Source organism: Bradyrhizobium sp. SSBR45G (assembly GCF_030159255.1).
GTDB lineage: Bacteria > Pseudomonadota > Alphaproteobacteria > Rhizobiales > Xanthobacteraceae > Bradyrhizobium.
Genome location: NZ_BSCT01000004.1, coordinates 321127 through 347793, shown reverse-complemented (window position 1 = coordinate 347793; position 26667 = coordinate 321127). Strand labels below are relative to the sequence as shown.

Here is a 26667-nt window from a genome sequence, read left to right as displayed (position 1 = left end):
CCAGAAAACACTTGGTGTTGCGACGACCACTTGAGCCCGCGCGGCGCCGTCGCATCACCAGCGGTGATGACGGTGCCGGTGATGATGACGCCATCCCCAATGGCGACGGCGCCAGCCCCAGTGACGGCGGCGCCATCCGCCATGGTGGCCATGACCATGATGGCCGTGATGATGTCCGTGATGGCCATGATGCCCGCCGCGGACCTGCTCCGGCGCGAGCCGATCAGCCTCGTTTTGTGAGGTGACCGCGCGATCGAGGCCGTCGTTCTTTGCCGCCGCTTCGTTCAGCGGCGACGGCGCGAGCGGCGCGGCAACGGCGCCGGTCGCCCGGAGCACTGTGCTGGCGATGCCGGCACAGCCGACTCCCAATGCAAGCTTGAGGAAGGTCCGTCGTTCCATCGCGTGCCTCCATGATCACGAGCCAGAGCATGGAGGATTATTCGCTGATCACCTGAACGTGAGCTGAACTGGACGTGTCGGCATCGTTGACTCTCAACCGTCCACCGTCTGCGCCAAGGCGAGGCTCCCGCGCGTGCGCGCGACCTCGGGCCAATCGCGATTGAAATCGGCAATCTGCCGCTCAGCGAAATCCTGCAGCGAGGCCCACGACCTGCCCATCGAGCCCGTTGAAGCCGTGATGTCCGCGCGCCTGGCAGGGATCGCCCTCCTCCGCGCCGCCCGACAGCCATTTGACTCGTGCACGACCGCCCGACCATCTGATGAAGGGATCGACTCCCGCCGGCAGCGTGAACTTGCAGCCGTCGTTGGTGTGATGAATGACGAGCGTGCGCGGCAGCGCCGCGGGCGAGCCCAGGATCGACATCACGTTCGACGAGCTGCCCGACTCCGGGCTGAGAAAACCCGAGGTCAGCACCAGCGCATCCGGCCGGGCGCCGCGGGCGATTCCCTCGGCGGCGCGCAAGGTGCCGCGGCTGGTGCCGATCACCGTCACCGGCCGCTTGATCGCGGCCATGTAGTCGACTGCGGCTTTGAGATCGGTGCCGTAGTCGGCGATCATCACCGCGAGCCCGCGCGCCGCATAGGCGTTGCGCGTGCGCACCAGCTGGTTGCCGAGCAGGCCGTGGATGTCACCATGCTCGCCGACATTGATGGCGCCATCGCCGCCAGGGAGAAGGATCACACTGGCCCGCGCCGCGCCCGGCCTGATCAGCGCCACGCGCGAGCCGCCGACCGACACGGTCTCATCGGCCGTGGCGGCTTCGGCCGCTGCGGCCGACACCATAACCGCCAGAAAAATACGCACGATCACGCGACGCGTATCGCCCGTCACCATTCTGATCACCGAAGCCTCCCGCGCAGACTCAGTTTCCGTCGCGAGCAGACTAGCAGAATTACAACGAGGCCCGGAGTGCCTAGGAGTCCGGGCCTCGTCACCTCGCGACCTCGCGCGAGCGAAGCCGGTCGGTATCTTTTAATCTCTAGCGCGCAATCGCGATGTCCGCATTGCGCTGGCTCAACACCTCAGTAGCAGCGCGTGATGGTGACGGTGTGATCGCCGCCGCGGCGTCCTGGTACCGTTACGGTCTGCATTGGACAGGTCGACACGTAGGGCCGGTCGGAGGGAGCGACGTTGGGCGGAAAGCGGTGCGCCCAGTCCCAGGGGACGTCATAGGTATAGGTGTAGCGGACATCCGCCGAGGTGTGCACGGGCGCCTCCGGCGCGCCGGGGTCGGCATAGCCGCCATAGGCAAAAGCCCCGGCGGCCGGCAGATAGACGCCGGTGCCACGGTGGTGGCGGGCGAAGGACCGCACGCCCGTACCACGCGGGGCGACCTGGACCGGTCCGACCGGCGCGGCGGCCACTGGCGCTGCCGGCGCGACACCCGAGCGGGCCGAGGCCATCTCGACCGACGGCAGCAGACAGGCGGCCGCTGCGCCGGCGAGCATGGAAATCCGAAATGCCGATGTTCTGTCAGCCATGATACGCGACCTACTCGTTTCAACCACCAGCCTGCCGACCGAAGGCTAGGCCAGTGGCCCAGTTCCCGCAAACCCATCGTTAAAGGTTAGTTAACCCGCAGGCTCAACGCCAGGGCCCGCGGAAGTGCCAGATTGCCGCGGATTCAGACCGAACCATGCGCCCCGCATCTCCCGCAGAAAGGCTGCGGTGATCGGAAAGCCGGAGGCGTCCCCGAGCACACTGTCGATTCCACAGAATGGACAACGCGCGGTGTCGTCCTCATGGATCCAGTCGACGATGAGCGGCACGACGAAGATCCGTTCGCAATAGAAGCAGCCGCACAGACGGCTGGCTTCGATCTCGGCGCGGTGCCGGATCGAGCGGCGATGCGCCAGCTTCAGCGGATGGTCGTCAGGCAGATCGGACATCGGACATGCGACAGCTTCTGCTGCCGCCAATCTGTGGTTCGGTCGACGGGCCACACTGCGTGGCCCGCGCCCACGCTCTCATGCCACGCTCACAGCGGCAAATTGTCGTGCTTCTTCGCCGGCATCTCCATCTTCTTGTCGCGGAGCATCGCGAGCGCACGCGCGATGCGGCGGCGGGTGGAGTGCGGCATGATGACGTCGTCGATATAGCCGCGCTCGGCGGCGATGAACGGCGACAGGAAGCGGTCCTCGTATTCCCTCGTGCGGGCGGCGATCTTCTCGGGGTCCGCCATGTCGGCGCGGAAGATGATCTCGACCGCGCCCTTGGCGCCCATCACCGCGATCTGCGCCGTCGGCCAGGCGTAGTTCATGTCGGCGCCGATCTCCTTGGAGGCCATGACGTCGAAGGCGCCACCATAGGCCTTGCGGGTGATGATCGTGACCAGCGGCACGGTGCACTGCGAATAGGCGAACAGCAGCTTGGCGCCGTGCTTGATCAGGCCGCCATATTCCTGCGCGGTGCCCGGCAGGAAGCCGGGCACGTCGACGAAGGTGACGATCGGGATGTTGAAGGCATCGCAGAACCGCACGAAGCGCGCGGCCTTGCGCGAGGCGTCACTGTCGAGCACGCCGGCCAGCACCATCGGCTGGTTGGCGACGAAGCCCACGGTGCGGCCGGCGATGCGGCCGAAGCCGGTGACGATGTTCTTGGCGAACAGGTCCGCAATCTCGAAGAAGTCGCCCTCGTCGACGACCTTCAGGATCAGCTCCTTCATGTCGTAGGGCTTGTTCGGATTGTCAGGGATCAAGGTGTCGAGCGACATGTCGACCCGCTCGATGTCGTCGAAGCTCGGCCATTCCGGCACGCCGTCGCTGTTGTTCGACGGCAGGAAGTCGATCAGACGGCGCATCTGCAGCAAGGTCTCGACGTCGTTGTCGAAGGCGCCATCGGCGATCGAGGAGCGCGTCGCATGCACGGAGGCGCCGCCGAGCTCTTCCGCGGTGACGACCTCGTTGGTGACGGTCTTCACGACATCGGGGCCGGTGACAAACATATAGCTCGTGTTCTTCACCATGAAGATGAAGTCGGTCATGGCCGGCGAGTAGACGTCGCCACCGGCGCAGGGACCCATGATGACCGAGATCTGCGGGATCACGCCTGACGCAAGCACGTTGCGGCGGAAGACGTAGGAATAGCCTGCGAGCGCCGCGACGCCCTCCTGGATGCGGGCGCCACCGGCATCATAGAGGCCGATGATGGGCGCGCGCGCCTTCATCGCCATGTCCTGCAGCTTGGTGATCTTCAGCGCATGGGTCTCGGACAGCGAGCCGCCGAACACCGTGAAGTCCTTGGCGAACACGAAGGTCTTGCGGCCGTTGACCGTGCCCCAGCCGGTGACGACGCCGTCGCCGGGGATCTTGTTCTTTTCCATCCCGAACTCGGTCGAGCGGTGCTCGACGAACATGTCGAACTCCTCGAAAGAGCCCTTGTCGAGCAGCAGCTCGATGCGCTCGCGGGCCGTCAGCTTGCCACGCGCATGCTGCGCCTCGATGCGCTTCTCGCCGCCGCCGAGCCGCGCGCCCGCGCGCCGCTTTTCGAGGGTGTCCAGGATATCCTTCATGCGCTTCCCGCCCGTTCCGGTGTCGTGACTGTTGGCGGCCTTCTAACACGGCTGTTTCGCAACCGAAAAGCGGCTTTCGGCCCCCGCCGGGGATCCTCCCACAGTCGGATTCGGACGCCAAATCATGGATATGGCCATTTGGCCGGACCTCGTCGTCAAACCGGCGGCCGCCTCCGCTGGTGCTTCGGACGGCGGTCCCCGCTCCTGCCGCGACTCGGCGGGGCGGCGGCGGCTCGGCAGGCGCACGAGAGCGGATCGTCCGGGCGTTTCCCCTCTCCGGTCCCGGCGCCCGCTGTCCCGTCCGTCTGTGCCGGCCCTGGATCAGCGCCGCGTCGCCAGGACGCGACACCGCGTTCGACGACGCTGCACTGTACGACAACAAATAGCGGCGAGGATTGCGACATCGACGCAACTAACAACGTTCGCGGCGCATCGCATCGCCGTGCATTTTGTCGGATTCCCGACACCAACTTTTCTTGACCCTCGCCACGCGCGCTCCTAGTTTCCGCACCCGCTTGCGGCAATCAACAACACGGAATGGGTGGAAACGATGGTTCGCGAATTCGAATACAAGGGCGAAGTGTTCCGGGTGACGGCGCATGGCATTCACGGCCATGAGGAGATCTTCATCGTGCACATCGACGACGGCGTCGAAGGCGGCGAGATCTCGATCGACCGCATGACCGAGGAGAACGACACCTCGGCGCCGCTGGAAGCCATCATCGTCATGCTGTGCGACAAGCTCATTCCCGAATCCAACATCACCTGCCGCGATCCCGACGCGCCCTTCGCCTGGCGCGAGGGCAAGGTGGTCTATCAGGTTCATGACGGCGTGCAGGCGCTCAACCACTGAGTGCGGCTGCGCGAACAGAGCGTCTGCTGAGCTGACGAACGCATCCATGGGCGCATTGCCGTCCTGCATTGGCTTTCCTTGCACATCGCGGCACCGGGAGCGATGCTGGCGCATCGTGCTCCCAGGGGATTCGTCATGTCCATCGACACCGCCGCCGCCACCGACCGCCTCATGCGCTTTCTTGCCGTGGAGGGCGTCAGCGGACGCGAGAAGGCGATCGGGCGCGAGCTCATGGCGGTGTTGAAGCAGGCCGGCGTGCCGGCCAAGGCGATGCGGCTCGACGATGCCAACACGCGCATTCCGCTGCCGACCGAGACCGGCAATCTGATCGTCGACCTGCCCGGCCGCGGCACGAAGCACAACCAGCCGCGGATCATGTTCATGACCCACATGGACACGGTGCCGCTGTGTGCCGGCGCGCAGCCGAAGATCTCCGGCCGCAAGATCGTCAACCAGGCCAAGACCGCGCTCGGCGGCGACAACCGCTGCGGCTGCGGCATCCTCGTGACCTTGGCGGCGGAGCTGACCCGGCAAAAGCTCGATCATCCGCCGATCACGCTGCTGTTCTGCGTCCGCGAGGAGACCGGGCTGTGGGGCGCGCGCCACGTCAAAACCGACGACCTCGGCACCCCCGAGATGGCATTCAACTTCGACGGCAGCTCCGCCTCCGGCGTCACCATCGGCGCAGTCGGCGCCGACCGCTGGCAGGTCGAGATCTTCGGCCGCGCCTCGCATGCCGGCGTCGCACCCGAGCGCGGCATCAGCGCCACCATGATCCTGGCGCTCGCGCTCGCCGAGGTGAAGGCCGGCGGCTGGTTCGGCAAGGTGGTGAAGGGGAAGGGCAAGGACGCCAAACAGGGCACCAGCAATGTCGGCCCGGTCACCGGCGGCGAGGGCCGCCCTGCGGGCGACGCCACCAACGTCGTCACCGACTACATCCATGTCCGCGGCGAGAGCCGCAGCCACGACGCCAAGTTCATCCGCGAGATCACGAAGGCCTACAAGGCGGCGTTCGAGACTGCCGCCAAGCGCGTCACCAACAGCGACGGCAAGTCGGGGCGCGTCAAGTTCACGGCCGAGACCGACTATCACCCCTTCCGCATGAAGGAGACCCTGCCCGTCGTCAAGCGCGCCACCGCCGCCGTCTCCGACATCGGCGCCACGCCGACCTTGCGCGCCGGCAATGGCGGGCTGGATGCGAACTGGATGGTCCGCCACGGCGTCCCGACCGTCACCTTCGGCACCGGCCAGAACGAGCCGCATACGATCGACGAGTGGATCAGCCTCGACGAATACGACCGCGCCTGCGCGCTCGCGCTGCGGTTGGCGACGATGGGGTGAGGCTCAGTCGGAAGCCCGCCCGCGAGGCAGGACGACTCTCAAGCCGCACGGACCTTGCTCAGGAACTCGTCCACAGCGACGCGCAGCATGCTGGACTGACCGTCGAGGTCACGGGCATTCGACAGCACATTGCTTGCCGCCGCACCAGTCGCCTCCGCAGCGGCACTGACGCCGCCGATATGGGCGCTGACTTCGCTGGAACCTGCTGCCACCGACTGGATGTTGCGGGCGATCTCCTGGGTCGCGGCCCCCTGCTCTTCGACGGCGGCCGAGATCCGCATGGTGATCTGGCTCATCTGGCCGATGGTGCCGGTGATGGCGCTGATCGAGTTCACGGCTTGGCTGGTCGAGGCCTGCATCGCCGAGACCTGAGCCGAGATCTCCTCGGTGGCCTTGGCGGTCTGGCTCGCGAGCGCCTTGACTTCGGACGCGACGACCGCGAAGCCGCGGCCGGACTCTCCGGCTCGCGCGGCTTCGATGGTCGCATTGAGCGCAAGCAGATTTGTCTGCGCCGCAATGCTGTGAATCAGTTGCACGACCTCGCCGATCTTCTCGGCGCCGCTCGACAGTTGCTGGACCGTTGCGTTGGTGCGCTCCGCATCGCTGACCGCCTTGCTTGCGATCTCGCTCGATTGCGAGACTTGCCGCAGCACTTCGCTGACCGAGGCCGACAGCTCTTCGGCGGCAGCCGCGACGGTGCTGACATTATCCGACGATCGCGCCGACGCGGCGCCGACGGTTGAGGCCCGCGAGCTGGCATCGCTGGCCGTCGCCGTCATCGATTGCGCACTCGCCTGCATTCCCGTGGCAGCGGCCGACACCGAACGGACGATTCCATTGACGCTGCCCTCGAACTCGTCGGCGAACCTCTGCAACGTCGCCTGGCGTTCTGCAGCCGCACGAGCCTGGTTTTCCGCCTCGAGTTGCTCGAGCCCGCGGATCCGCACCGCATTGTCCTTGAACACCTGCACCGTCTTTGCCATCGCGCCGACTTCGTCGCTGCGACCGACACCTGGGATCTCGTCATCGAGCGAGCCGTCGGCAAGCGACCTCATACGTGCGCCGAGCGTGCCCAAGGGGCGGGTAATGCTACGACCGATCAGCCAGGCGATGAGGCCGGAAACGCCGGCAATCAGCAGCATCGCGGTGCCGATCGCCGCGATGAGCGGCTGGAGCTTGAGGTCGAGATCGTCCAAATAGGCGCCGACACCAATGAACATGTTCCAGGCCGGGATGCCGCCGACGTAGGACATCTTCGGGCTCAGGACCTGCTGGCCCGGCTTGACGAAATCATAGTGTACCGTGCCCTCGCCGGACTTGGCGACCGTGTCGCGCAGCATCCGTGTCACCGGCAGGCCGTTGACCAGGACCTCGAGCCGGTTGGTGCCCGCCTTGAAGCCGGGCAGATAAACGACCGTGCCGTCCATGTTGTACACGAACAGATAACCGGTGCCGTTGTCGTAGGTCATCGGCTCGATGCGATTGACGAACTCGGCGACCGCCGCCTCCTTCGTCATCTGACCGGCCTCGACCTTCTTCTGCAACGCCAGTGCAACGTTGCGCCCGACTTCCATCATGGCTCTCAGCTGATCTGTCCGCTCGGCCAACATCTCGCGCTTGACCATAACGGCAGCGAGGGCACCGGCCACGCACAGGCCGAGAATCGTCACGCTCACGAGAATGACGAGCTTCGATGTGATTTTAAGATTGAGCTTCACGACGGTCCCCGATCCAACAGTGAACAAAGGTTAGCCGACATAATGTTTTGATTTACTTACTTGCAGCGCACACGCGGCGGCTGCGCCGACCATCTCTTGACAAAACTTCTGCGCCCGACGGATCCGCGTCCGTAATAGTACGGAAATAAGTATCCTGATACGGGGGTTCGGGAGCGACGACGGTGCTTGCAGGAACAACTTCCATCGCGGCGAAGATAAGCCGCAGCGTGGTCACCCGAATCGACGCCGCGCCGCGCGCCTGGACCACGGAAGATATGAGTCCGCGATCTCGCGGCATGCTGCGCCCGAGTTCTACCATCATTTGGCACCTCCATTAAAGAGGCGCAGGGAAGACCGGGTATCGACTGTCCGCGTGATCCCTGACCACCGTGTGCACCACACTCCGCAAAGCGGGCCCGCGATGGCCGCGCCGATGACGCCGTGAACAAAGCAACTGGGCCACGCGTTGACCGGGCGGTACCCCAGAAGACATCTAGCCGACGCCGGAGGAACATTATGACCGTACGCAAGTTCGCCGTGACCGACTCCTTGTTCGAGCGCTCGCCCGGACAGGATGGCGAGGTGTTCGCAGCCAATGTGATCGACCAGCGGCAAGGCGCGCCTGTCAGCATCGGCTTCGGCCGCTACGGACCCGACCAGAGCCTGGTCGAGACGATGGCCGTCGATGACGTCATGGTGGTGCTCGCAGGCCGGCTGTCGGTCACGAGCATGGGCGGCACCGTCACCGCCGGTCCGGGCGATATCGTGCATATGCCGAAGGGATCCGCCGTCACCATCCGCTCGCATGACGAGGGCGCAGTCACGGCCTACGTCACCTATCCGCATTGGCAGCAGGCGCGCGGGTGAGACCCCTGAATCCCGAGCCCTCCCGCCGCAACATCATCGCACCCGAATGCGCGCGGGATCCGAACGGGGCCAACCTCCCGAGCAGGCCCGCGCGACGACGCTATTGGCCGTCCGGTGCGAGCACCAGCTCGGCGTCGGCGACGACATAGCGGACATAGCGGTAGTCGCGGATGAAGCTGATCCTTCCGTCGCGCCACCCAAGCCACATGAAGTAACTTGGGTTCTGATCCGTCCTCCGGTCGAAGACGGCGATCACCTCCCTACCCTCGAGCCATGCGGGTGCGAGCCAGATGTCTTCCGTTCGGGCGTAGATGCTGAAGAACATGCCGACATCGGCCGCGCCGGAACGCACGGGATGCGTGGACTGGTTTAGCTTGACATCGCCGGCCAGCAGCGCGCGCAAGCCGTCCCAGTCGCGCTGGTTGAACATCGCCACGTAGCGCGCCACCGCATCGGACACCGGCCGTGCAGGCGGCGGATCGGCGGCGGTGGCGTTGATCTCGCGCAGGCGCGCGCGGCCGCGGGCGAGATGCGCTTTCACCGCGTCGACCGTGAGATCGAGCAGCGCTGCGATGTCCGCGAGCGGCTCATCCAGGACATCCTTGAGGATCAGCACGCTGCGCTGGTGGAGCGGCAGCTCGGTGAAGCGCGATATGGCCGTCTCGATCGCCTCCCGGCGCATCATCATCTCCACGGGATCCGGGGCGGCGGTGTCTGCGATGTTGTCCGCCGCGTCGATCGGGTCTGCGGCCCGGAGCGCGCGGCTGCGCAGCAGGTCGAGCGCGCGATTATGCGCGATGCGGAACAGCCAGGCGCGCGGCGACGCGACCGCCCGCATGTCGTCGACGGCAGCGAGCGCGCGCGCGAGAGCGTCCTGGACAACGTCCTCGCCGTCGATGACCGAGCCCATCAGTCGCGCGCAGTAGCGGTGCAGCTCCGGCCGCAGCCGTTCCGCCAGCGCGATGAGCTCGGTCCGCGCAGCCTCGGACGCGTGCCGGCCGCGGCTCAAGCGGCAGCTCCTTCCATGACGGTCACACCGTCATCGCCGTTGAGACCGAACACGATGCCATCGGCGAATTGCGGGTCCTCCAGCACCGAGACCACACGGTCACCGAACACCCGCGGCGGCATCGGCGCGCCGAAGCGGGTGACGAACGCGTCCGGCGTGATGCCCATGGCCCTCGCATAGGCCCCCGCGGCGGCATCGCCGACGCCGGTGCCAGGGATCATCATGCGCGGCACGATCGCCTGGAAGCGGATGCCGAGGTTCTGCTCCTGGGACACGCCGTTGGCGTATTTCGCCATGAACCAGAGCATGCGCTTGGCACCGCCATAGCCGCCCGACATCTGCGAGCCGGTCACCGCTGCGCCGCTCGATCCGACCAGCACGCGGCTTCCAGGCTTGAGCGGGAGCTTGAGCGCCGCCTGCAGCCAGTACAGGCCCGCCTTCACATCCGTCTCCCAGGCCACCGAAAACTCCTTCCAGCTCAGCTGATCCAGCCGGCCCATCTGCGGCGTGGTGCCGGCATTCAGCACCGGGATGTCGGGGCGCACGTCGCGAACGATGCGATGCGCGGCGGCTTCATCGGTGACATCCGCCGCGATGGTGGCAACGCCCAGGCGGGCAGCAGCGGCCTCCAGCGCCTCGACGCCACGGGCGACGACGGTCACCTTGGCGCCGTGACCGACGAGGGCTTCCACCAATCCCAGTCCGAGACCGCGGCTTCCCCCGGTGACGACGACGTTCTTGTCCTTCAGGCTCATGACGATGCTCCATTCTCCAGATGAAGCCAAGACGATCGAGCCATGGGAAAAGAGTCGGGCCTGCGGCACCAGCCGCCGTGCAGGTCCGCAACGCCGCCCCTTGCGCCACAGGCCGCCGATGGAGTCCGGGTCCATCCGCGCGGCTCAAAACGGCCGCGCCATCTCGCGCGCGAGACGGCCACAGCTATTGGCAGGCCGGCTGGCGCGACTGCCCGACGGGCAAACCTTCACCCGTCGCCAACCAGGCGCAGATCGATGCTGCTGATCAGGTCGGAGCGCAACGCCTCAGCGGCAGCCATCGCCGCCATGGTTTCCCGCAATGTGCTGACGTTCGATCCCAGTGAAACGATGCCGCCCAGAACCGCAGCAATCGCACCGAGGGCGGCAACCGCATTGGACCCGAGCAGGCCCAGCACTGCGCCGAGCAGTGTTCCGGCGCCGACATAGATCAAGAACTTCGAGACCAGGATGATCTTTCGACACCGCTCGGCCACGTCGGCAAGCTCATCGAGCCGGGCCTCGATCTGCGATATCTGCCCGCTGCGGTCGTCATCGTCCATCAAACCAACGGCTCTCCGTGATGTTTCGTGCCATCGCATGTCCCGGCAAAACCCGGTCGACGATCGCGCCGCCGGGGGCGCTTAGCACGCGAGCCTACGATGCCGCCATCACCGCGGCAATCGTCCGCGGCCCCGGCCTGGGAGGCCGTTGACCGCGGCGACGACGTTGTCGTCCTGATCAAGGCGCAGGACGCGGGCTGCCATCATCGGCGTCAGAGCTCCAGGATCGCCTTGATGACACCCGCCTCGGGACGCAGCCAGCTGCGGAACAGCTCCGGCCCGTCGCTCAGCGGCCCGGAATGGGTGCGCATCGCGCGGGTCGGCACGCGCCCGGCCTGCATCTGACGCACCACCTCGGCGAAATCGTCCGGCTGCGCATTGCGGCTCGCGAACAGCGTGGTCTCGCGCTTGTGGAATTCGGGGTCGGAGAAGGTGATGTCCGTCGGCACCACGCTGACCAGCACGTAGCGTCCGCCATGTCCCACGAAGCCGAAGCCGCGCTGCATCGAAGGCTGGTTGCCGGTGCAGTCGATCACGACGTCGAAGAAGTCGCCCGACGTGGCGGCGCCGGCCTTGCGCTCCGCATCGGCGTCGGCGATCAGCGTCGCGTCGGCGCCGAGGCTGTGCTGCGTGAAGGCCAGGCGGTCCTCACGCAGATCCATGACGGTGACGTGGGCGCCGCGCGCCTTGGCGAAGACGACGGCTGACATGCCGATCGGCCCCGAGCCGACCACGAGCACCCGGTCCTGCGACGAGACACCGCCGCGCTTCACCCCGTGGGCGCCGATCGCCAGGAATTCGATCATGGCCGCGTCGTCGAGCGAGGTGTCGCCGACCGGGATGGCATATTGCGCGGGAACGCAGAGCAGCTCCGCCATGCCGCCGTCCATATGGACACCGAGCACGCGGATGTTCTGGCAGGCATTGGTGATGCCCTTGCGGCAGGCGACGCAGCGCCCGCAGGCGAGATAAGGCACGATATAGACGTTCTGCCCCGGCTGCAGGCCGCTGCCGGCCGGTGCGGCTTCGACCGTGCCGGACAGCTCGTGACCCATCACCCGCGGATATTGCAGGAAGGGATGCTTGCCCTGGAAGATATGGAAGTCGGTGCCGCAGATGCCGATCCGGCGAATGCGGATCAGCGCCTCGCCTTCCGCGGGTTGGGGTGGCGGGCGATCGATGACCCGCAGCTGACCCGGTTCGTCGCACAGCAGTACTTGCATGGCTTGCTGTCTTTCTTTGATGAAGGTGGAACGAGGCCCGGTCCACCGCGAGCGGTGGACCGGATTGGTCTCAGGTCAGCATGTCCGCCGGCAGATCGGCGCCGTGATAGGTCTTGTAGATGGCGGCTCATGGCGTCGCCCCGGCAGCGCGGGCGACGATGGCGCGCAGCACGGGCGCCGTGAGTTGCGCCCCGCCGTCGGCCGCCCAGGCAAGAAAGCCTGCAATGCGGCGCTCGACCTTGGCCGCATGGTTCTGCGCGATGTCGGCGAGCCGATGCGCCAGGAAGGGGTTGAGAAAACGCTCCAGCGTCGTGGCCATATAGGCCTCCGCCTGGTCGCGCATGCCGCGCATCGCAAAGCCAGGCAAGACCTCCTGCCGATATACATTCTCCAGCTCGCTCCGGATCCGCGGCTCCGCCAGCATCTGCCGCACCGTCTGCTGCGCGGGCTTTCCCTGTTGGAGCCAGAGATCGGCCAGCACGGTGTGGCCGAGATTGAGAATGTGAAGCTTCAGCCGCTCGAACGGCTCGAGGTCGTCGGCAAGCACGACCGACGGATGCGAGAACGGCAGCGTCAGGCCGGGCTGCCGCTCGATGGCCCAGAGCGCATATGGCTCGGCAATCGCTCCGATCGGCTCGATCGCCTCGGAGACGATCCGGTCCACCAGCGTGTTGACCCACAGCACGGATTCGCCCAGCCAGTGCCGGAAGTCAGGCGCGGTCTGCGCAGCCTCGGCGAGCGCGACAACGCAATCGCGCAAGGCGCGGCCGTTCTGTTGCAGCAGCTCGCAGGGCAGGATCGTCAGGGGCTGCCCGCCCTCCTGCCAGCGATGGTGGAGCAGCGCCGTCAGCTTGCCGGGAAACGACGCCGGTGGCGCGGCCGCCAGCAGCGACGGCTGCCTGTCTGCCGGAGCGACATCATAGCCGGTATCCCCGGTGTTCAAGACAACGACATCGACCGACGTCGCGAACAGCCGGCGCAGCTCAGCCCAGTCGTGAATGGCGGAAAGGCCGCGATCGACGCTGCTGACCATCAGCCGGCGCTCGACCGGCGCGCCATTCTCGAGGCCGCGGATGATCACGGGATAGCCGCCGGGCGCGCCAAAGGCAGCGATCCGGCCCGATCGTTCCACTGCAGCGGACGTCTGGACGACGGTGATGGGGCCGACGGTCTGGCCCGCAGCGCGGGCCTCATGCACGAAAAGATCGACATGCGCCTGCAGGAAGCGGCTGGTGCCGAACTGAAGGATGCGACCGGTCATCAGGCCGCACGGACGAACGAACCAACCACCTTGCGCATCACCTCACCCTCATTTTTCGTTGTATTTGATCGACAAAAACCGATCGTCTTGTGGGGTCAAGCTGTTTTCGTATCTGAAATTCATCCAAGCTGTGGAGACGGTGATTTGCGCCGCCAATGGCCCGGCACGACGAGAGCTTGTCCGAGGATGAAGCCAATCAAAATTCCGGCGGAATCACGCCCTTGCTGAAGATGAAGCAGCCGTAGAACCGGCGCTCGCCGGTCGCAATCACGCAATAGGCGCTCTTGGCCATCTCATAGAACCTGTAGCGCTCGACGCCGACCAGCGGCCAGGACCGGCCTTCGGCGCGATCGATCACCGCCTGGACCTCCTGCTGCACCGGCGTCACCTCCTCCGGCTTGCCGACGACCTCCATCCGGACCGCGGCATCGTCGATGAAGGTGTCGAGCGGCAGCACCGACAGCACCGCCTGGACGGCCCGGGCCGCGCTGACATTGTCGATCCGCAGGAGCTCGCCGAACACGGTCTGCCGCGCGATCGAATCGGCCGGAAAATTGGTGTCGCAGATCACCAGCCGGTCGCCATGCCCCATCGCGCGGAGCGCATAGAGCACGTCGGCATTGAGCATCGGATCGATGGATTTGAGCATGGTGTCTCCCTGCATCGTTTGCATTGTCGTTCCGACTGTCCCCGATTCTCGCGGCCGGACCGGCGTCGGCGTTCGGTCGGATGGTGCGTCATTCTGGTTGGCCGATCCAGACATTCCTGACCTGCGCCGATGGCGCCAATGCGTGCGGGCGCACGCGGGCAGCCCCCTGCGGCAGAGCGCTGCGGCACGGAACAAAGCCGGCAAGCGCGGATTGTCGTGGTCGCAATTTCGAACCGTGCAACCCCCGGCAGATCGGCGAGATCCACATGGCTGCAGACAGTCTGAAGACATTGCACACGGCGCTGGTCGATGCGCGAAACGGCTATCAGGAAGCCGCCAAGGACACCGAAACGCCCGCGCTCAAGTCGCTGTTTGCCGAGATGATCGCCCTGAAGGACAGAGATCATTCGGAGCTGCATGACGCGCTGACCCGGATGGGTGAGACGCCGGACGATTCCGGGTCGTTCATGTCCACGGTCCACAGGACCGTCATCAGCGTCCGCGCCGCCGTAACCGGCCTCGGCACCAATGCGCTCTCGTCCTTCGTCAGCGGCGAAGAGCAGATCGTCGCCGACTATGACGACGCGCTGAAGGACTGCGCAGGCGACCCCGCCGTCACGGCGACGCTGCGCCGACAGCGCGAGACCCTGCTGGCGAAGATCGCCGAGATGAAGCAGCTGGAAGCCTGAGCGTGTCAATCCCTGTCAGGGCGAGGATGAGCTATCGCCCCGGCGGCCAGGCTTGCGCCGTGCAGCTCACCGCGGCCGGCGATCGTCGTCGGCCGCAGACGTCACCGTCAGGATGCTCCTCGTGCCGAACCTGAAAACCGACGAACACTTCATGCTGGAGGCGATCAAGGTCGCCATCCAGGATGGCGCAGATCCCGCGCTGTCGCCGATCGGCTGCGTGATCGTGCTGGGCTCCGAGATCATCGCGGCCGAACGCAACCACGTGGCGACCAAGCATGACGCCACGGCCCACGCGGAGATCGAGGCCATCCGCGCCGCCGGACGCGGCTTCGACAACGGTGAGCTGCGCGGCGCCACGCTCTACACCACCCTGCAGCCCTGCGGGATGTGCACGATGGCCTCGATCTGGAGCAAGGTCGGCCGCATCGTGTTCGGCGCCGGCCGCGAGGACGTGCACCAGATGTACTTCGAAGCACGGCACGTCGACACGCTCAAATTCGTCGAGAAAGCCTATCGTGACGACCTGGCGATCGAGGGTGGCATTCTGCGCGAGGCCTGCAGCAAGCTGTATTATCGCCCCTGGGACGATGTCCCGATCGAGGATCAGGGCAACCGATAGACCCGGCAGTGCGCAACGAGAAGGGCCATCGCATCGCGGACCGCTTGCAGCCGGCGGCACGGACCACAGATCCGGCCCGCCGCCGACCACGTTCAGGTCATGACGCCATCACGAGGTCCGGGACATGCGACCGCATCTGCTCACAACCGCGATTCTGCTGGGATTGATCGCCATGACGCCCGCCTCTGAGGCCTCGCCGCTCGACCGCTACCGATGGACCAACCGCGTCCTGGTGGTCACCGGCCCCGACGGCGCCGCGGCGCAGCAGCAGCGCCGGATCTATGACACGGCCAGAGACGGCATGTCGGAACGCGCGATCATCCTGTTGGAGGCCCTCGACGACAGCGCCCTCTCCCGCCAGCTCCGCTCAGCCCTTGGCGCCGACGGCCGCCGCTTCAGGATCACTCTGATCGGCAAGGACGGCCACACCGCGCTGGCCTCGGAGACGCCGCTCTCAGCCGACGCCTTGTTCAAGCATGTCGATGCGATGCCGATGCGTCAGGACGAAATGCGGCGGGCGAGGTCACGACAACAGCCGCGGTGACGAGGAGCCCGCCGTGCAACTCGGGACGGCGCGCTCATCAGGTTCACCGCATCAAGTCTCATCGACGTCCCTGAACAATTGTCAGCTGTTGAATGTCCCGCTGCGCTTTGGCCTCGGGCGCTGGCGGCCCGATCGAGGACGCCGGCCCCACCTACCTCCTCCGCGGAGCGGCACTGGCGCAACCGCATCGAAGTTCGGGCGGCGCCGGAACTCCAAAGCGAAGCAGCGGTTCTAGTGCAATGGACCGCTTCGGGACCGCCGCAGGCTGTCAAGCAAGGCAGGTCCAACCGCAACTGATCATCTGTCTGCCGGCTTTGTCCGGCTCTGACATTCGTCAACAGTTCTGTACAGAGCCGGACGCCGGGGACATTCGCCAATCACGGCGCACTTCACTGGAGGCCTGATATGTCGACCAAGAATGTTCTGCTCGGCCGCACGGCCGTTATCGCTTCATTGACCGCACTCGCGATCGGCGCCCTCGCCCCGACCAGTGCCGACGCGCGAAATGGGCGCTGGCACGGCGGCGGTGGCGGTGGCGCTGCGGTCGGCGCCGCACTTGCGGCAGGCGCCATCGGCACCGGTCTTGCGATCGCCGCAAGCCGGAACGCCTATGACTATTATGATGGTCCGGCCTATGGCGGTCCGGCGTACTACGAGGCGCCGGCCTACTACGGCGCGAACCCGAACGCCTATGGCTATTATCGCAAGGGCGAATATCCCTATCAGATCTATGGCGGCGAAAGCCCGAACGCGGCTTGCGCGCAAGGCACGACCTGGAACTGCCGCTGAGCCGCTTCTGATTGAAACCTGCGTGGCACCGGGCGAGCCCTCGCGGCGCTCGCCCGGCGTCCGGCCTGAGACCTTCGCTGCCGCCGTGGAACCATCTTGAGCTCCGCGACATTGATGCCTGACACGCGAACACACGTACTCCATAAATGAGAAGCATCATGAGCGACGATCCGGCGCTGCCGCCGTTCATCTATGACGGGCTCTACCCTGCGGAGGACAAGCGATCCGCCATACGGTCGTTCGCCGGTCTCGTGAGTGGGGCTGTCAAGCAGGTGAGCCACGCCGTCGAGGCCGGGCGCAAGCCGGGAATGCCGCTCGACGTTCTGAGCGACATCACCCGCGTGGCCCCGCTCTCTTCCCTAATGGTCGCCTTCGTTCTGGGCGCCGCAGTGGCGCGGCGTCGTTGAATAGAGCCTGGAGTACGCAATTTTCCGGGGCACTCACGGAGCTAGCGCCATACCCTGCGCTGCTCCAAGGAGTGTTCAACTGCCAAGCGCAAGCCATGCTGACTGCCCCGACAACTGTTTAGGTCGCGAGATCGCCGAGGCCCTATGAGTTTCGCTTGACCTCCTTCTGCACGCGAGAATGGGTGTCCGAGCGATCAGCGCAATGAAGCGCTGATCAGAACTCACACGATCCTTCCATTGCTGACCTGCAGGTTAACGAGAATCCAGCACCTGCAACGTGGTCGCACGTGAGGTTATTTAGTCCCGCCCGCCCACCCCCTGTTGCGGTGAGCCTTCAGGTGGCCGCCCAAACTTCCACATGTGCTTCCTCTGGGATCCACTACAACGCAATCTGACATCGATAGGCCAATCCGGACGGATCGGCCGCATGCCGTCAGCCGCGCATAGCCGCGGCGGGCGGCGCATTTCGTCGCGGTCTGGATGGCGGAAAGCCGGAATACTTTCAGTATAATGAGTATCCCCCATCTCCGGATTTGGCCTATGCTTCCCAGCAGGGACTTCTCCCAGTCGGTTCATTTCGAGATCATTGATGCCCCTTGTTAAGACCACCAAACTCGCGAATTCGGCGGCGAAGCGCGGGAATGCGACGGCGAAGGCCCGACCGACCACCTCTCCTCCGGCGGCCGCGCGCAAGCCCGCGAAGGCGCCGGAACGCTCCAAGATCTCCGAGCGACTGGCGGCGGCGACCGAGGAATTGGCGAGCGGATTGACGGAAGCCGCGGCGGCCGCCGAGGAGCTTCGACGCGCCATGGAACAGATCGGCGCCGGGGCGGAAGAGGCAGCCGGCGCCTCCCAGGAACAATTGGCGGCCATCAAACAGATCGCGACGAATCTGTCGCTGGCCAGGACTGAAGCGGACAATTCGCGCCGACGGACCGAAGCGGCGCAGATCATGCTGGCCGAAACGGCAGCGCAGATCGGCACGTCGGTCCAAGCGATCGAGAAGAACGCCGAGCGGCAGACCGCCTCCAGCGAGGTCATCGGCGAACTCGAGCGACGGGCACAGGAGGTGGGCGAAGTGACGGGGGCGGTCAGCCGCATCTCCGACCAGACCAATCTCCTCGCCTTGAACGCGGCCATCGAAGCCGCGCGGGCCGGTGATGACGGCCGCGGCTTCGCCGTGGTCGCGGAGGAAGTCAGGGCCCTCGCCGAGGCCGCGGACAAAAGCGCGCTCGAGGTCAAGACCCTGGCCCAGGATATCCAGACCAGGGTCCGGGACGCCGCCGCCACGATCAAGTCTGCAGCGGTGACGGCCACCACGCAGGTGAAGTCGGGACAGGACGTCATCAAGATCCTGTCCGGACTTCGCGGCTCCATGATGGAGCTTGCTGAAGGCAGTCAGCTGACCCTGACAGCCAGCATCGAAGCCGACAGGGCGATCCAGGAAGCGCAAAAGGGGGCCGAGCTGGTTGCCAGTGCTGCGGAGGAGCAGGCCTCCGCCGCGAATGAAGCGCAGTCGGCGGTGCGGCAACAAGCCCAGTCGCTGGATCAGGGCCAGGCGGCCGCGCAAGCCCTGGCGTCGGCCTCCGAAGATCTGCAAAGCGGCGCGTCGGGGGCGTCCGTCGCCGAGAGCATCTCCAGCATGGCCGAAGAGCTGTCTGCGACGATTCAGCAACTCTCCAGTGCGGCCACCCAGATTTCGACGGCGGTCGAACAGATCAACCGCGGATCTCAGCAGCAGGCGGCCGCCGCGCAACAGACGTCGGCGGCACTGGCGCAGATCGAGAAAAGCGCCCGGATCGCACAGGATCGCGGTCGCCTCACCGTCGAACGAACCGCCGCGATGGAGCTCGCGCTCGCGAGCAGTCGTGCGAAAGTCGAGCAATTGATCGACAGCGTTGGAGAAACGCTCGGCAAGACGCGCGGTACTCTGGAGACCATCGTCTCGTTGGAGAGTGTCGGCCGCAAGATCGAGAAGAACGTCGATACGATCGCGCTGGTGACAATCCAGACCACCATGCTCGCGGTCTCCGGCGCGGTCGAAGCTGCCCGCGCCGGAGACGCCGGGCGCGGCTTCGCTCTGGTGTCCAGCGACATTCGCGCGCTTGCCCGCGAAGCGTCGGAAAGCGTCGAACGCATCAAGGATACGATCCGGGGCATTCTGGACCACATCTCGATCCTGCGGCGCGACATCGAACAGATCATCTCGGCGGGGAATCTCGAGATTCAAAACAACCGCGCGGTGGTCAAGACGTTGGAGACCATGAACGGCGAGATCGCGGTGCTTGGAAGCGCCAACAAGACCGTGCAGCAGGGCGCGGATACGATCCTCACCGCGGCGGGAGAAACGACGACGGCCGCGCGCCAGATCGCGGCTGCGGCAGAGGAAGCGAGTTCGGCATCCCGGCAGGCCGCTTCCGCCTCGGCCGAGCAGGCACAGGGCGCGGAAGATCTGGCAGCCGCCATCGAGGAAATCGCTTCATTGTCCGACGAGTTGAAGAACCAGAATGAATGATGTCAGCAAGTACGGCGAGCACACCGACGAACGGTTTCTGACCTTCAAGAGCGACGGGCATCTTTATGCGGTGCCGGCCGCGTCGGTGTCGGAGGTCGTACGACTGCCGCCCATCGCCCGGGTGCCCCAGGCGCCGCGGAGCCTGATGGGGCTGGCCAATCTGCGCGGTTCGGTCTTTCCGGTCGCGAGCGTGCGTGCGCTGCTGGGAGGGGACGAAACGGCCACCACGCCGGCGTCCCGGCTGATCGTTCTGGACGGGACATCTTCCGTCGCGTTGGCCGTGGACCAGGTGTCGCGCCTGGTGCGGGTTGCGCGCGAAAAGATCAGAACGGCGGAAGCCGATGTCGCCTCGAAGACCGGTGAACGCCTCACCGGCGTGTTTGAAAGCCATTCCGAGGTCGTCAAGATCCTCGATATCCCGGAGCTGCTGCGCCAGGCATTCGTCGCCGGCGTATCGCGCCGAAAGACGGCAGATGGCACGGCCATTTCCAAAGCACCTGCTTCCGTTCAGACCGATGTGAGACGCCAGCGGCTGGTGACGTTCGAGGTCGCCGGCCAGGAATACGCCTTGCCGCTCGATACGATCAGGGAGATCGTCGCGACGCCCGATCACCTGACGACCGTGCCCGGAAGCGACGAGGCGGTCCGCGGCGTCATGCCCTACCGTGACGGCCTCCTGCCCCTGCTGTCGCTGCAGCGCCTGCTCGGCCTGCCCTCGACACCGGCACCGCGCGAACAGGCCCTGATCGTCTCGGTCGGTAACACGCTGATCGGCTTCGTCGCAGACCGGATGCGCACTGTGATCTCCGTGGAGGCGGAGCGCGTGGAGAAGGTCCCGCCCGTGCTCGCGGCGCGGGTCGGGGGCGAGACCAAAGTCAAGGAAGTCTATCGCGCCGCCAATGACAGGCTTATCTCGGTCCTGGCACCCGAGCGTCTGTTGCGGGAGGACGTCATGCAGAGATTGATCCAACGCGATGTCGCGATGAAGCCGGCCACCGCCGAACGTTCGTTGCAATCGGAAGCCGTTGAAATGCGGTTCCTGGTCTTCCGGCTCGACAATGACGAATTTGCGCTTCCCATCAAAGCCGTGGACGAGGTCGCGCGTGTGCCGGAGCAGATCACGCGCCTTCCCAAAACCCCGAAATTTCTCGAAGGCGTCATCAATCTGCGGGGCGAGGTGCTGCCCGTGATCGATCAGCGCCGGCGCTTCGAGATGCCCTCGTCCGGCACCTTGGCCGGCAAGCGGCTGGTGGTGGTGCGGACCGATCGGCATCGCGCCGGCCTCATCGTCGACAGCGTCTCGGAGGTTCTCCGTTGCGCGTCCGACAGCATCAAGCCCTCGCCCGATCTGACCGGAGACGCGCACGGCCTGGTGCGTTCGGTGATCAATCTCGAAGCCTCGGCCAGGATCGTGCTGCTGCTCGATCCGTCCGAACTGCTCACGCGCGCGGAGCTCGGTTTGCTGGAGTCGTTCGGCAAGGACATGCACAACAAGGACGGCGCCAAAGGGTCCCGGCAGACGAAGCAGTGATCAATATCCTGGTCGTCGACGACTCGGCCCTGGTCCGTAAACTGATCAGCAAGATCCTCTCGGCAGAGCCCGATCTGAACGTGCAGTTCGCGCGGAACGGCCGCGAAGCGCTCGAGGCCATCGCGCTCGCGCGCCCGGATGTCGTCACCCTCGACGTCCACATGCCGGAAATGGACGGCTTGACCTGCCTCGATCGGATCATGATCGAACACCCCTGCCCCGTCGTCATGGTGTCATCGGAAACGGCCGCGGGTGCCCAGGCCACGCTCGAGGCCCTCCGACTGGGCGCGATTGATTTCGTGACGAAGCCGACCGGCGCCATCTCGCTTCGGATCGACGACATGGCGGGGCCACTGATCGACAAGGTGCGGACCGCTGCAGGTGCCAAGGTCAGAGGATCGCTGCGCCTTCGCGAGCGGATTCGGCATCGGATCGGTGAAGGCGATCGAGCCCTCTCCCAGAAGCCGCGCAAGCAAACAGAACCTGCCAATGGCGGCCCAGGCCTGGTGCTCATTGGCACGTCGACCGGCGGGCCTCCGGCGCTCGAAACGCTGCTCACGGCTCTTCCGGCGACGTTTCCATGGCCCATCGTCATCGCACAACACATGCCGGCGACGTTCACCGGCCCATTTGCTCGCCGTCTCGACGGCATCAGTGAGCTCACCGTGCAGGAAGTTCGGGAGCCGGTCCTGCTCGAGCCGGGATGCGCCTATATCGGCCGCGGCGACGCCGACGTCATCATTTCACGGCGCGGCACGGGACTGTTTGCCATGGCAGCCCCTGCGCAGAGTGGATACCCTTGGCACCCCAGCACCGACCGGCTGGTGCGCAGCGCGCTGAACCATCTCGATCCCAGCCGGTTGGTCGGCGTGCTCATGACGGGCATGGGAAACGACGGAGCCGAGGCGATGGCACTGATCCACGCGCAGGGCGCCAGGACGATTGCGGAAGCGGAAACGACCGCCGTGGTCTGGGGCATGCCGGGTGAGTTGGTGAAGGCGGGCGGAGCCGACTTCGTCGTGCCGCTTCACAGGATTGCAGCGCAGCTGAGAAAGTTGGTGAGCTGATGCCGCTGGTCAAAAGGCCTGCTTCGGACACGTCGCCCTCCGCGCCGGACCGCGCTCAACTCGCAACCAAGCTGCTCGACGGCACGGATCAGGAGCGGTGGGACGCCGCGCGTGATGCCCTCGAGCATCCCGACGGACTGTCGCTGCTGGGCCGGGCCTTGGCCAGTGAACGCGTGCCGCGCGTGCGCGAGGCCATCTTCACGGCTCTTGCCAAAATCGACACGCCGGACGCGGCAAGCGTTGTGCTGCCCTACCTGCGTTCGGACGACGCCGCACAGCGCACCGCCGCGCTCGATGCGCTCAAGGCCATGCCATCGGCCGCCGGCACCCATCTCCCTGCTCTGCTGAGCGATGGTGACCAGGACGTGCGGCTGCTGGCGTGCGAGATCGCCCGGCGGCTTCCTGCGGACGAGTCCGCCCGGGTGCTGGTCGAATTGATCGAACGGGAAGACCAGGCCAATGTTTGCGCGGCGGCGATCGAGGTTCTGGCCGAGACCGGCGGCCCGTCGAGCTTGCCGGCTCTGGCGCGGTGTGGCGCGCGCTTCCCCGACGACCCGTTCTTGGCATTCGCCGTCAAGGCCGCAGCCGACCGCATCGGTGCGCGCTGACACATGGCCGATCCGCCGCCGCTCACGAGTGAAGAATTGAACAGGCTCGCCGAATTCCTGTATCGCCGCACCGGCATGGTGTTCAACGAGGCGAAGCGCTACTACATCGAACGCAGAATTGCCGAGCGGATGTCCGCCACGTCCAGCCGGTCGTTCACCGACTATTTCGTCCAGTTGCGCGGCGATACGCGCAACGAGGTGGAAAGCCTCATCAACGCCTTTACGGTCAACGAGACCTACTTCTATCGGGAAGACCACCAATTGGCCTGTCTCACGACCGATCTCCTCGAAGAGCGGGTCGCGGCGAAACGGCCGGGCGACACGATCAGGATCTGGTCTGCGCCGTGTTCGACCGGCGAAGAACCCTATTCGATCGCGATCTGGCTGCTGGAAAACTGGAAGGATGTCGACGCCTACGACATCGAAATCGTCGGATCCGACATCGATACGGACGTGCTCGAGGCGGCGGCCGAAGGCATCTTCGGCAAGAGAGCGCTGATGAGGCTGCCACCGCCATTGATCGAACGCTATTTTCACGAACTCGACAACGAGCGCTGGCAGATCATCGATGATTTGCGGCAATCGGTCCGCTTCTCGCGGGTCAACCTGGTCGACACCAAACAGACCCGGGCCCAGGGCCGTTTCGATGTCATCTTCTGCAGGAATGTGCTGATCTATTTCGACGACGAGTCTCGCCGCATCGCCGCGGAAAACCTGTTCGACAACCTGCTGCCAGGTGGTTTCATCTGTCTTGGACATACGGAGTCCATGAGCCGGATCTCGCCGCTGTTCGAGGTCTGCCGATATTCCGGCGCTATCGTCTACCGAAAGCCGCAGGAGCTGCGCGCGTGACCGATGCGGCGAAAAAGCAAATTCTCGTCGTCGACGATGCAGCCCTGGTTCGGACCTACTACCGGGCCGCACTGGAAGCCCGCGGCTTCAAGGTCGAAGAGGCGCTCAATGGGCTGGAAGGTCTGGAAAAGATCTTGCTGCAATCGTTCGACCTCGCGATCGTCGACGTCAACATGCCGCAGATGGACGGGATCACCTTCGTACGCACTGTGCGCGCGATGGAGCTTCCGGTATCGTCGACTCCCATCCTCATGATCAGCACCGAGGCCGGCCCTCAGGACATCGCTGCCGCAAGGCAGGCAGGCGCCAACTATTATCTCGTGAAGCCCATCAAGCAGGACACGCTTGCAGAATTTGCCGCCATCTTCTGCGGGGCGCACTGATGGACGAGTTCCTCGAGCAATTCCTTCTGGAGTCGCGAGACCTCATCGCCCAGGCGATCGATGATCTGCTCGCGCTCGAGGAAAAGCCGAGCGACACTGAACGGCTGGATGGCGCCTTTCGCGCCTTCCATACCTTGAAGGGCGCCGCCGGCATCGTCGACTTCGCCGCCATGGCGCGAACACTGCACGCCGCGGAAGACATCCTCGCGACCATCCGGTCGTCGGGCGGCGCGATTGCGCCTGGTCTTCTCAACGAATGTCTGACCTGCCTCGACCTGACGTCGCGATGGCTGGACGCCATGCAGACGAGCGGCGTGGCACCAGCCACCGCCGAAGCGGAAGCCGACGACATGATTTCCCGCCTCGTCGGTTCGCGCGACGCGGACGAGCGTGATCAGGCTCCGCAGCCTCAGGGCGACGACTGGCTGCAGCGATTGGACGCTTCCGCGCTGGCGCGTTTCGATGGCCCTCGTGTCGCACTCCGATACATCCCAAGTCCGGACGCGTTCTTTCAAGGCCATGACCCGATGGCGTTGATCGCCGGGCTCCCTCACGTGCTCGGTGTCGATGTTGCCCTGACGGATCCGGCGGTCTCTCTGGACAGCATGGCTCCATTCAGCTGCGGCCTCGACATCGTCGTCTGGATGGCTGCTTCGGCCGTGGACGTTCGGGCCGCGCTGACCGGCGCCGTGGGTCTCACCGAGATTCGTGAATTGGCGGCGCCGGGTGTGACCCAGGCGGAGAGCGACACGTCGAAAGCGGCCTTGCTGCTGGAGAGCCAGTTGCTGGTCTTGCAGGACGCGGGATCCGACGGGCTGTCCGGCCGGTTGGCATCGGCGGGGCGCACGGCCGTCCATGCGCTGATCCATCTCGGCCGTGACGAGGCCGCCATCGTGGTCGATCAGGCCACAGCGAAGGCGCTTGTCGAGCGTCGCACGTCTCCCTTGGTCGAGGCGATCGAGCGGGCTCTGACCCGGGCTGGACCGGCGTCCGTCAGGGACGATGCCCCCGCGCGGGTTCACGTGCCCAGAGCGCTGCGCGTGGACATGAGCAGGATCGATGCGCTGGTCAAGTTGACCGGCGAATTGATCGTCCTCAAGAACGCCATTGGCCACGCGGCCAAGCTCAGCCAGGAGAATACGCAGCCGGCCGTGCTGGCGGCGTCCCTGCGTGACCAACACGCGCAGTTCGATCGATTGGCGACGGAACTCCAGACGGCCGTGCTTCGCATCCGTGTTCTGCCGTTGCGCTCGGTGTTTCGACGCTTTCCCAGGCTGGTCCGGGAAATCGCCGGCAGTGTCGGCAAGACCGTCAGGCTGGTGACCGAGGGAGACGACACCGAGGCCGATGCGATGATCGTGGAGGCGCTATTCGAGCCCCTCCTGCACATCCTTCGCAACGCGATCGATCACGGCATAGAGAGCCCGGAACGACGCGCGGCCGCAGGGAAGCCGGCCATGGGAACTGTCGTCTTGCGGGCTCGCCGAGAGTCCGACAGCGTCGTGATCGATGTCGAGGACGACGGCGCCGGCGTGGATCTCGCGAGAGTCCGGGCCGTGGCCGCTCAAAGGCGGATTGCAGGGGCGGATGCCCTCGCAGCAATGACCGACGCCGAGGCGGCACACCTGATCTTTGCGGCCGGCTTTTCGACGGCCACGACGGTCACGGACCTGTCGGGGCGCGGGGTGGGGCTGGATTCGGTCAAGGCCGCCGTCGAGCGCCTGGGCGGGAGGATCGCACTCGAGACCAGGCCCGGGATTGGAACCAGCATTGCCCTGATGCTTCCCTTCAGCCTGATGATGACGCCGGTGATGACGGTCGAAGTCGCCGGCCAGGCGTTCGGGCTTCCCCTCGATAGCGTTCTGGAGACGGCGATCGTCAAACGTAACCTCGTGGTTCCAATCGGCTCCGGTCATGCGGTCGTGCTGCGGGATCGGACAGTGCCGCTCATCGATCTCACCCAAGCGCTGGGACTCCCGCATCATCCACCCGCATCGGACCAGGCCAGGATCGTCTTGATGTCGATCGGACCCAAAGTCGCCGGGCTGGAGGTCGATCGGCTGGGTGAGCGGATGGACGTCATGCTGAAGCCGATGGATGGTCTCTTGGCCGGTGTCAGCGGCGTCGCCGGCACTACGTTGCTGGGGGACGGTCGGGTCCTGATCGTGTTGAATGCCGAGGAACTCTTCGATTGACGGCTGTCCTGCACGATAGCGGCATCATCACGCTCAGCGGCGCCTGCCCCGTCGATGATGCCGAGACATTGCTCCAGCTGCTGCTGGCCAATCCCACGGCAGAGATCGATTGGCGCGACTGCACCGCGGCCCATGCCGCCGTCATCCAGGTTCTGCTGGTCGCCAAGCGCCCGCTCCGAGGACCTCCGGCCGGCCCCCTACTGACGCGGATCGTCACGCCGACCATCAGCTCATCCGGCTGAAAACTTTGAGCTTTCCCTG

At 65.6% G+C, this 26667-nt stretch carries 28 protein-coding genes; 16 read left to right on the top strand and 12 right to left on the bottom strand.

What is annotated here, in order from left to right; translation table 11 throughout:
* Positions 1 to 54: 54 nt before the first annotated feature.
* From QQL87_RS08085 to QQL87_RS08065, 5 genes are all read right to left on the bottom strand, one after another.
* Positions 55 to 399 (bottom strand): hypothetical protein, encoded by a 345-nt coding sequence (locus QQL87_RS08085; RefSeq protein ID WP_284417862.1) that lies wholly within the window; start codon positions 397 to 399, stop codon positions 55 to 57.
* Between the two features lie 181 nt (positions 400 to 580).
* On the bottom strand, positions 581 to 1294 hold the full coding sequence (locus QQL87_RS08080; RefSeq protein WP_284417890.1) for an alpha/beta hydrolase: 714 nt from the start codon (positions 1292 to 1294) through the stop codon (positions 581 to 583).
* 188 nt (positions 1295 to 1482) lie between these two features.
* Positions 1483 to 1941 (bottom strand): hypothetical protein, encoded by a 459-nt coding sequence (locus tag QQL87_RS08075; RefSeq protein ID WP_284417860.1) that lies wholly within the window; start codon positions 1939 to 1941, stop codon positions 1483 to 1485.
* 90 nt (positions 1942 to 2031) lie between these two features.
* On the bottom strand, positions 2032 to 2349 hold the full coding sequence (locus tag QQL87_RS08070) for a cytoplasmic protein (protein WP_284417859.1): 318 nt from the start codon (positions 2347 to 2349) through the stop codon (positions 2032 to 2034).
* A gap of 89 nt (positions 2350 to 2438) precedes the next feature.
* Positions 2439 to 3971, bottom strand: a complete 1533-nt coding sequence (locus tag QQL87_RS08065) for an acyl-CoA carboxylase subunit beta (protein ID WP_284417858.1) — start codon at positions 3969 to 3971, stop codon at positions 2439 to 2441.
* 550 nt (positions 3972 to 4521) lie between these two features.
* On the opposite strand from QQL87_RS08065, the gene QQL87_RS08060 reads away from it, so the two are divergent.
* Positions 4522 to 4824, top strand: a complete 303-nt coding sequence (locus QQL87_RS08060; protein ID WP_284417857.1) for a hypothetical protein — start codon at positions 4522 to 4524, stop codon at positions 4822 to 4824.
* A 135-nt stretch (positions 4825 to 4959) separates the two neighbouring features.
* Positions 4960 to 6165 carry a M20/M25/M40 family metallo-hydrolase gene (locus QQL87_RS08055; RefSeq protein WP_284417856.1) on the top strand — a complete coding sequence of 402 codons (1206 nt, stop codon included), beginning with the start codon at positions 4960 to 4962 and terminating at the stop codon, positions 6163 to 6165.
* Positions 6166 to 6203: 38 nt separating this feature from the next.
* Here the strand turns inward: QQL87_RS08055 and QQL87_RS08050 are convergent, their stop codons facing one another.
* Entirely contained in the window at positions 6204 to 7883 is a 1680-nt protein-coding gene (locus QQL87_RS08050; protein ID WP_284417855.1) for a methyl-accepting chemotaxis protein, read from the bottom strand.
* Between the two features lie 516 nt (positions 7884 to 8399).
* Between QQL87_RS08050 and QQL87_RS08045 the strand changes: the two genes are divergently transcribed.
* Positions 8400 to 8750 (top strand): EutQ-related cupin domain-containing protein, encoded by a 351-nt coding sequence (locus QQL87_RS08045; protein ID WP_284417854.1) that lies wholly within the window; start codon positions 8400 to 8402, stop codon positions 8748 to 8750.
* Between the two features lie 100 nt (positions 8751 to 8850).
* Here the strand turns inward: QQL87_RS08045 and QQL87_RS08040 are convergent, their stop codons facing one another.
* The 6 genes from QQL87_RS08040 to QQL87_RS08015 all read right to left on the bottom strand — a co-directional run bounded on the left by QQL87_RS08040 (position 8851) and on the right by QQL87_RS08015 (position 14207).
* Positions 8851 to 9759 carry a sigma-70 family RNA polymerase sigma factor gene (locus QQL87_RS08040; RefSeq protein WP_284417852.1) on the bottom strand — a complete coding sequence of 303 codons (909 nt, stop codon included), beginning with the start codon at positions 9757 to 9759 and terminating at the stop codon, positions 8851 to 8853.
* Complete coding sequence (locus tag QQL87_RS08035) at positions 9756 to 10514, bottom strand: SDR family NAD(P)-dependent oxidoreductase (protein ID WP_284417851.1); 759 nt, start codon at positions 10512 to 10514, stop codon at positions 9756 to 9758. The genes QQL87_RS08040 and QQL87_RS08035 overlap by 4 nt, the downstream gene beginning before the upstream one ends.
* 227 nt (positions 10515 to 10741) lie before the next feature.
* Positions 10742 to 11074 carry a hypothetical protein gene (locus QQL87_RS08030; protein WP_284417850.1) on the bottom strand — a complete coding sequence of 111 codons (333 nt, stop codon included), beginning with the start codon at positions 11072 to 11074 and terminating at the stop codon, positions 10742 to 10744.
* A gap of 212 nt (positions 11075 to 11286) precedes the next feature.
* Positions 11287 to 12297 carry a zinc-binding alcohol dehydrogenase family protein gene (locus tag QQL87_RS08025; protein WP_284417849.1) on the bottom strand — a complete coding sequence of 337 codons (1011 nt, stop codon included), beginning with the start codon at positions 12295 to 12297 and terminating at the stop codon, positions 11287 to 11289.
* A gap of 127 nt (positions 12298 to 12424) precedes the next feature.
* Positions 12425 to 13558 (bottom strand): mannitol dehydrogenase family protein, encoded by a 1134-nt coding sequence (locus QQL87_RS08020; protein WP_284417848.1) that lies wholly within the window; start codon positions 13556 to 13558, stop codon positions 12425 to 12427.
* A gap of 196 nt (positions 13559 to 13754) precedes the next feature.
* Positions 13755 to 14207 carry an RbsD/FucU family protein gene (locus QQL87_RS08015; RefSeq protein WP_284417847.1) on the bottom strand — a complete coding sequence of 151 codons (453 nt, stop codon included), beginning with the start codon at positions 14205 to 14207 and terminating at the stop codon, positions 13755 to 13757.
* A gap of 266 nt (positions 14208 to 14473) precedes the next feature.
* On the opposite strand from QQL87_RS08015, the gene QQL87_RS08010 reads away from it, so the two are divergent.
* From QQL87_RS08010 to QQL87_RS07950, 13 genes are all read left to right on the top strand, one after another.
* Positions 14474 to 14896 (top strand): ferritin-like domain-containing protein, encoded by a 423-nt coding sequence (locus tag QQL87_RS08010; RefSeq protein ID WP_284417846.1) that lies wholly within the window; start codon positions 14474 to 14476, stop codon positions 14894 to 14896.
* 121 nt (positions 14897 to 15017) lie between these two features.
* Positions 15018 to 15515 (top strand): nucleoside deaminase, encoded by a 498-nt coding sequence (locus QQL87_RS08005; protein ID WP_284417845.1) that lies wholly within the window; start codon positions 15018 to 15020, stop codon positions 15513 to 15515.
* Between the two features lie 172 nt (positions 15516 to 15687).
* Positions 15688 to 16059: a DUF4174 domain-containing protein gene (locus QQL87_RS08000; RefSeq protein ID WP_349817267.1), complete on the top strand. Its 372-nt coding sequence runs from the start codon at positions 15688 to 15690 to the stop codon at positions 16057 to 16059.
* Between the two features lie 405 nt (positions 16060 to 16464).
* Positions 16465 to 16848, top strand: a complete 384-nt coding sequence (locus QQL87_RS07995; RefSeq protein ID WP_284417843.1) for a hypothetical protein — start codon at positions 16465 to 16467, stop codon at positions 16846 to 16848.
* Positions 16849 to 17006: 158 nt separating this feature from the next.
* Positions 17007 to 17255 carry a hypothetical protein gene (locus QQL87_RS07990; protein WP_284417842.1) on the top strand — a complete coding sequence of 83 codons (249 nt, stop codon included), beginning with the start codon at positions 17007 to 17009 and terminating at the stop codon, positions 17253 to 17255.
* 589 nt (positions 17256 to 17844) lie between these two features.
* Positions 17845 to 19770, top strand: coding sequence for a methyl-accepting chemotaxis protein (locus tag QQL87_RS07985; protein WP_284417841.1), 1926 nt, complete (start codon positions 17845 to 17847; stop codon positions 19768 to 19770).
* Positions 19763 to 21301 (top strand): chemotaxis protein CheW, encoded by a 1539-nt coding sequence (locus QQL87_RS07980; protein ID WP_284417840.1) that lies wholly within the window; start codon positions 19763 to 19765, stop codon positions 21299 to 21301. The genes QQL87_RS07985 and QQL87_RS07980 overlap by 8 nt, the downstream gene beginning before the upstream one ends.
* On the top strand, positions 21298 to 22368 hold the full coding sequence (locus QQL87_RS07975) for a protein-glutamate methylesterase/protein-glutamine glutaminase (RefSeq protein WP_284417839.1): 1071 nt from the start codon (positions 21298 to 21300) through the stop codon (positions 22366 to 22368). The genes QQL87_RS07980 and QQL87_RS07975 overlap by 4 nt, the downstream gene beginning before the upstream one ends.
* A complete protein-coding gene (locus tag QQL87_RS07970) occupies positions 22368 to 22976 on the top strand; it encodes a HEAT repeat domain-containing protein (protein WP_284417838.1) in 609 nt (202 codons plus the stop codon). Before QQL87_RS07975 ends, QQL87_RS07970 begins: the two co-directional genes overlap by 1 nt.
* 3 nt (positions 22977 to 22979) lie before the next feature.
* Positions 22980 to 23828 carry a CheR family methyltransferase gene (locus tag QQL87_RS07965; RefSeq protein WP_284417837.1) on the top strand — a complete coding sequence of 283 codons (849 nt, stop codon included), beginning with the start codon at positions 22980 to 22982 and terminating at the stop codon, positions 23826 to 23828.
* Positions 23825 to 24211, top strand: a complete 387-nt coding sequence (locus QQL87_RS07960) for a response regulator (protein WP_284417836.1) — start codon at positions 23825 to 23827, stop codon at positions 24209 to 24211. The genes QQL87_RS07965 and QQL87_RS07960 overlap by 4 nt, the downstream gene beginning before the upstream one ends.
* On the top strand, positions 24211 to 26406 hold the full coding sequence (locus QQL87_RS07955) for a chemotaxis protein CheA (protein WP_284417835.1): 2196 nt from the start codon (positions 24211 to 24213) through the stop codon (positions 26404 to 26406). The genes QQL87_RS07960 and QQL87_RS07955 overlap by 1 nt, the downstream gene beginning before the upstream one ends.
* Positions 26403 to 26648, top strand: a complete 246-nt coding sequence (locus QQL87_RS07950; protein ID WP_284417834.1) for a hypothetical protein — start codon at positions 26403 to 26405, stop codon at positions 26646 to 26648. Before QQL87_RS07955 ends, QQL87_RS07950 begins: the two co-directional genes overlap by 4 nt.
* Positions 26649 to 26667: the final 19 nt, after the last annotated feature.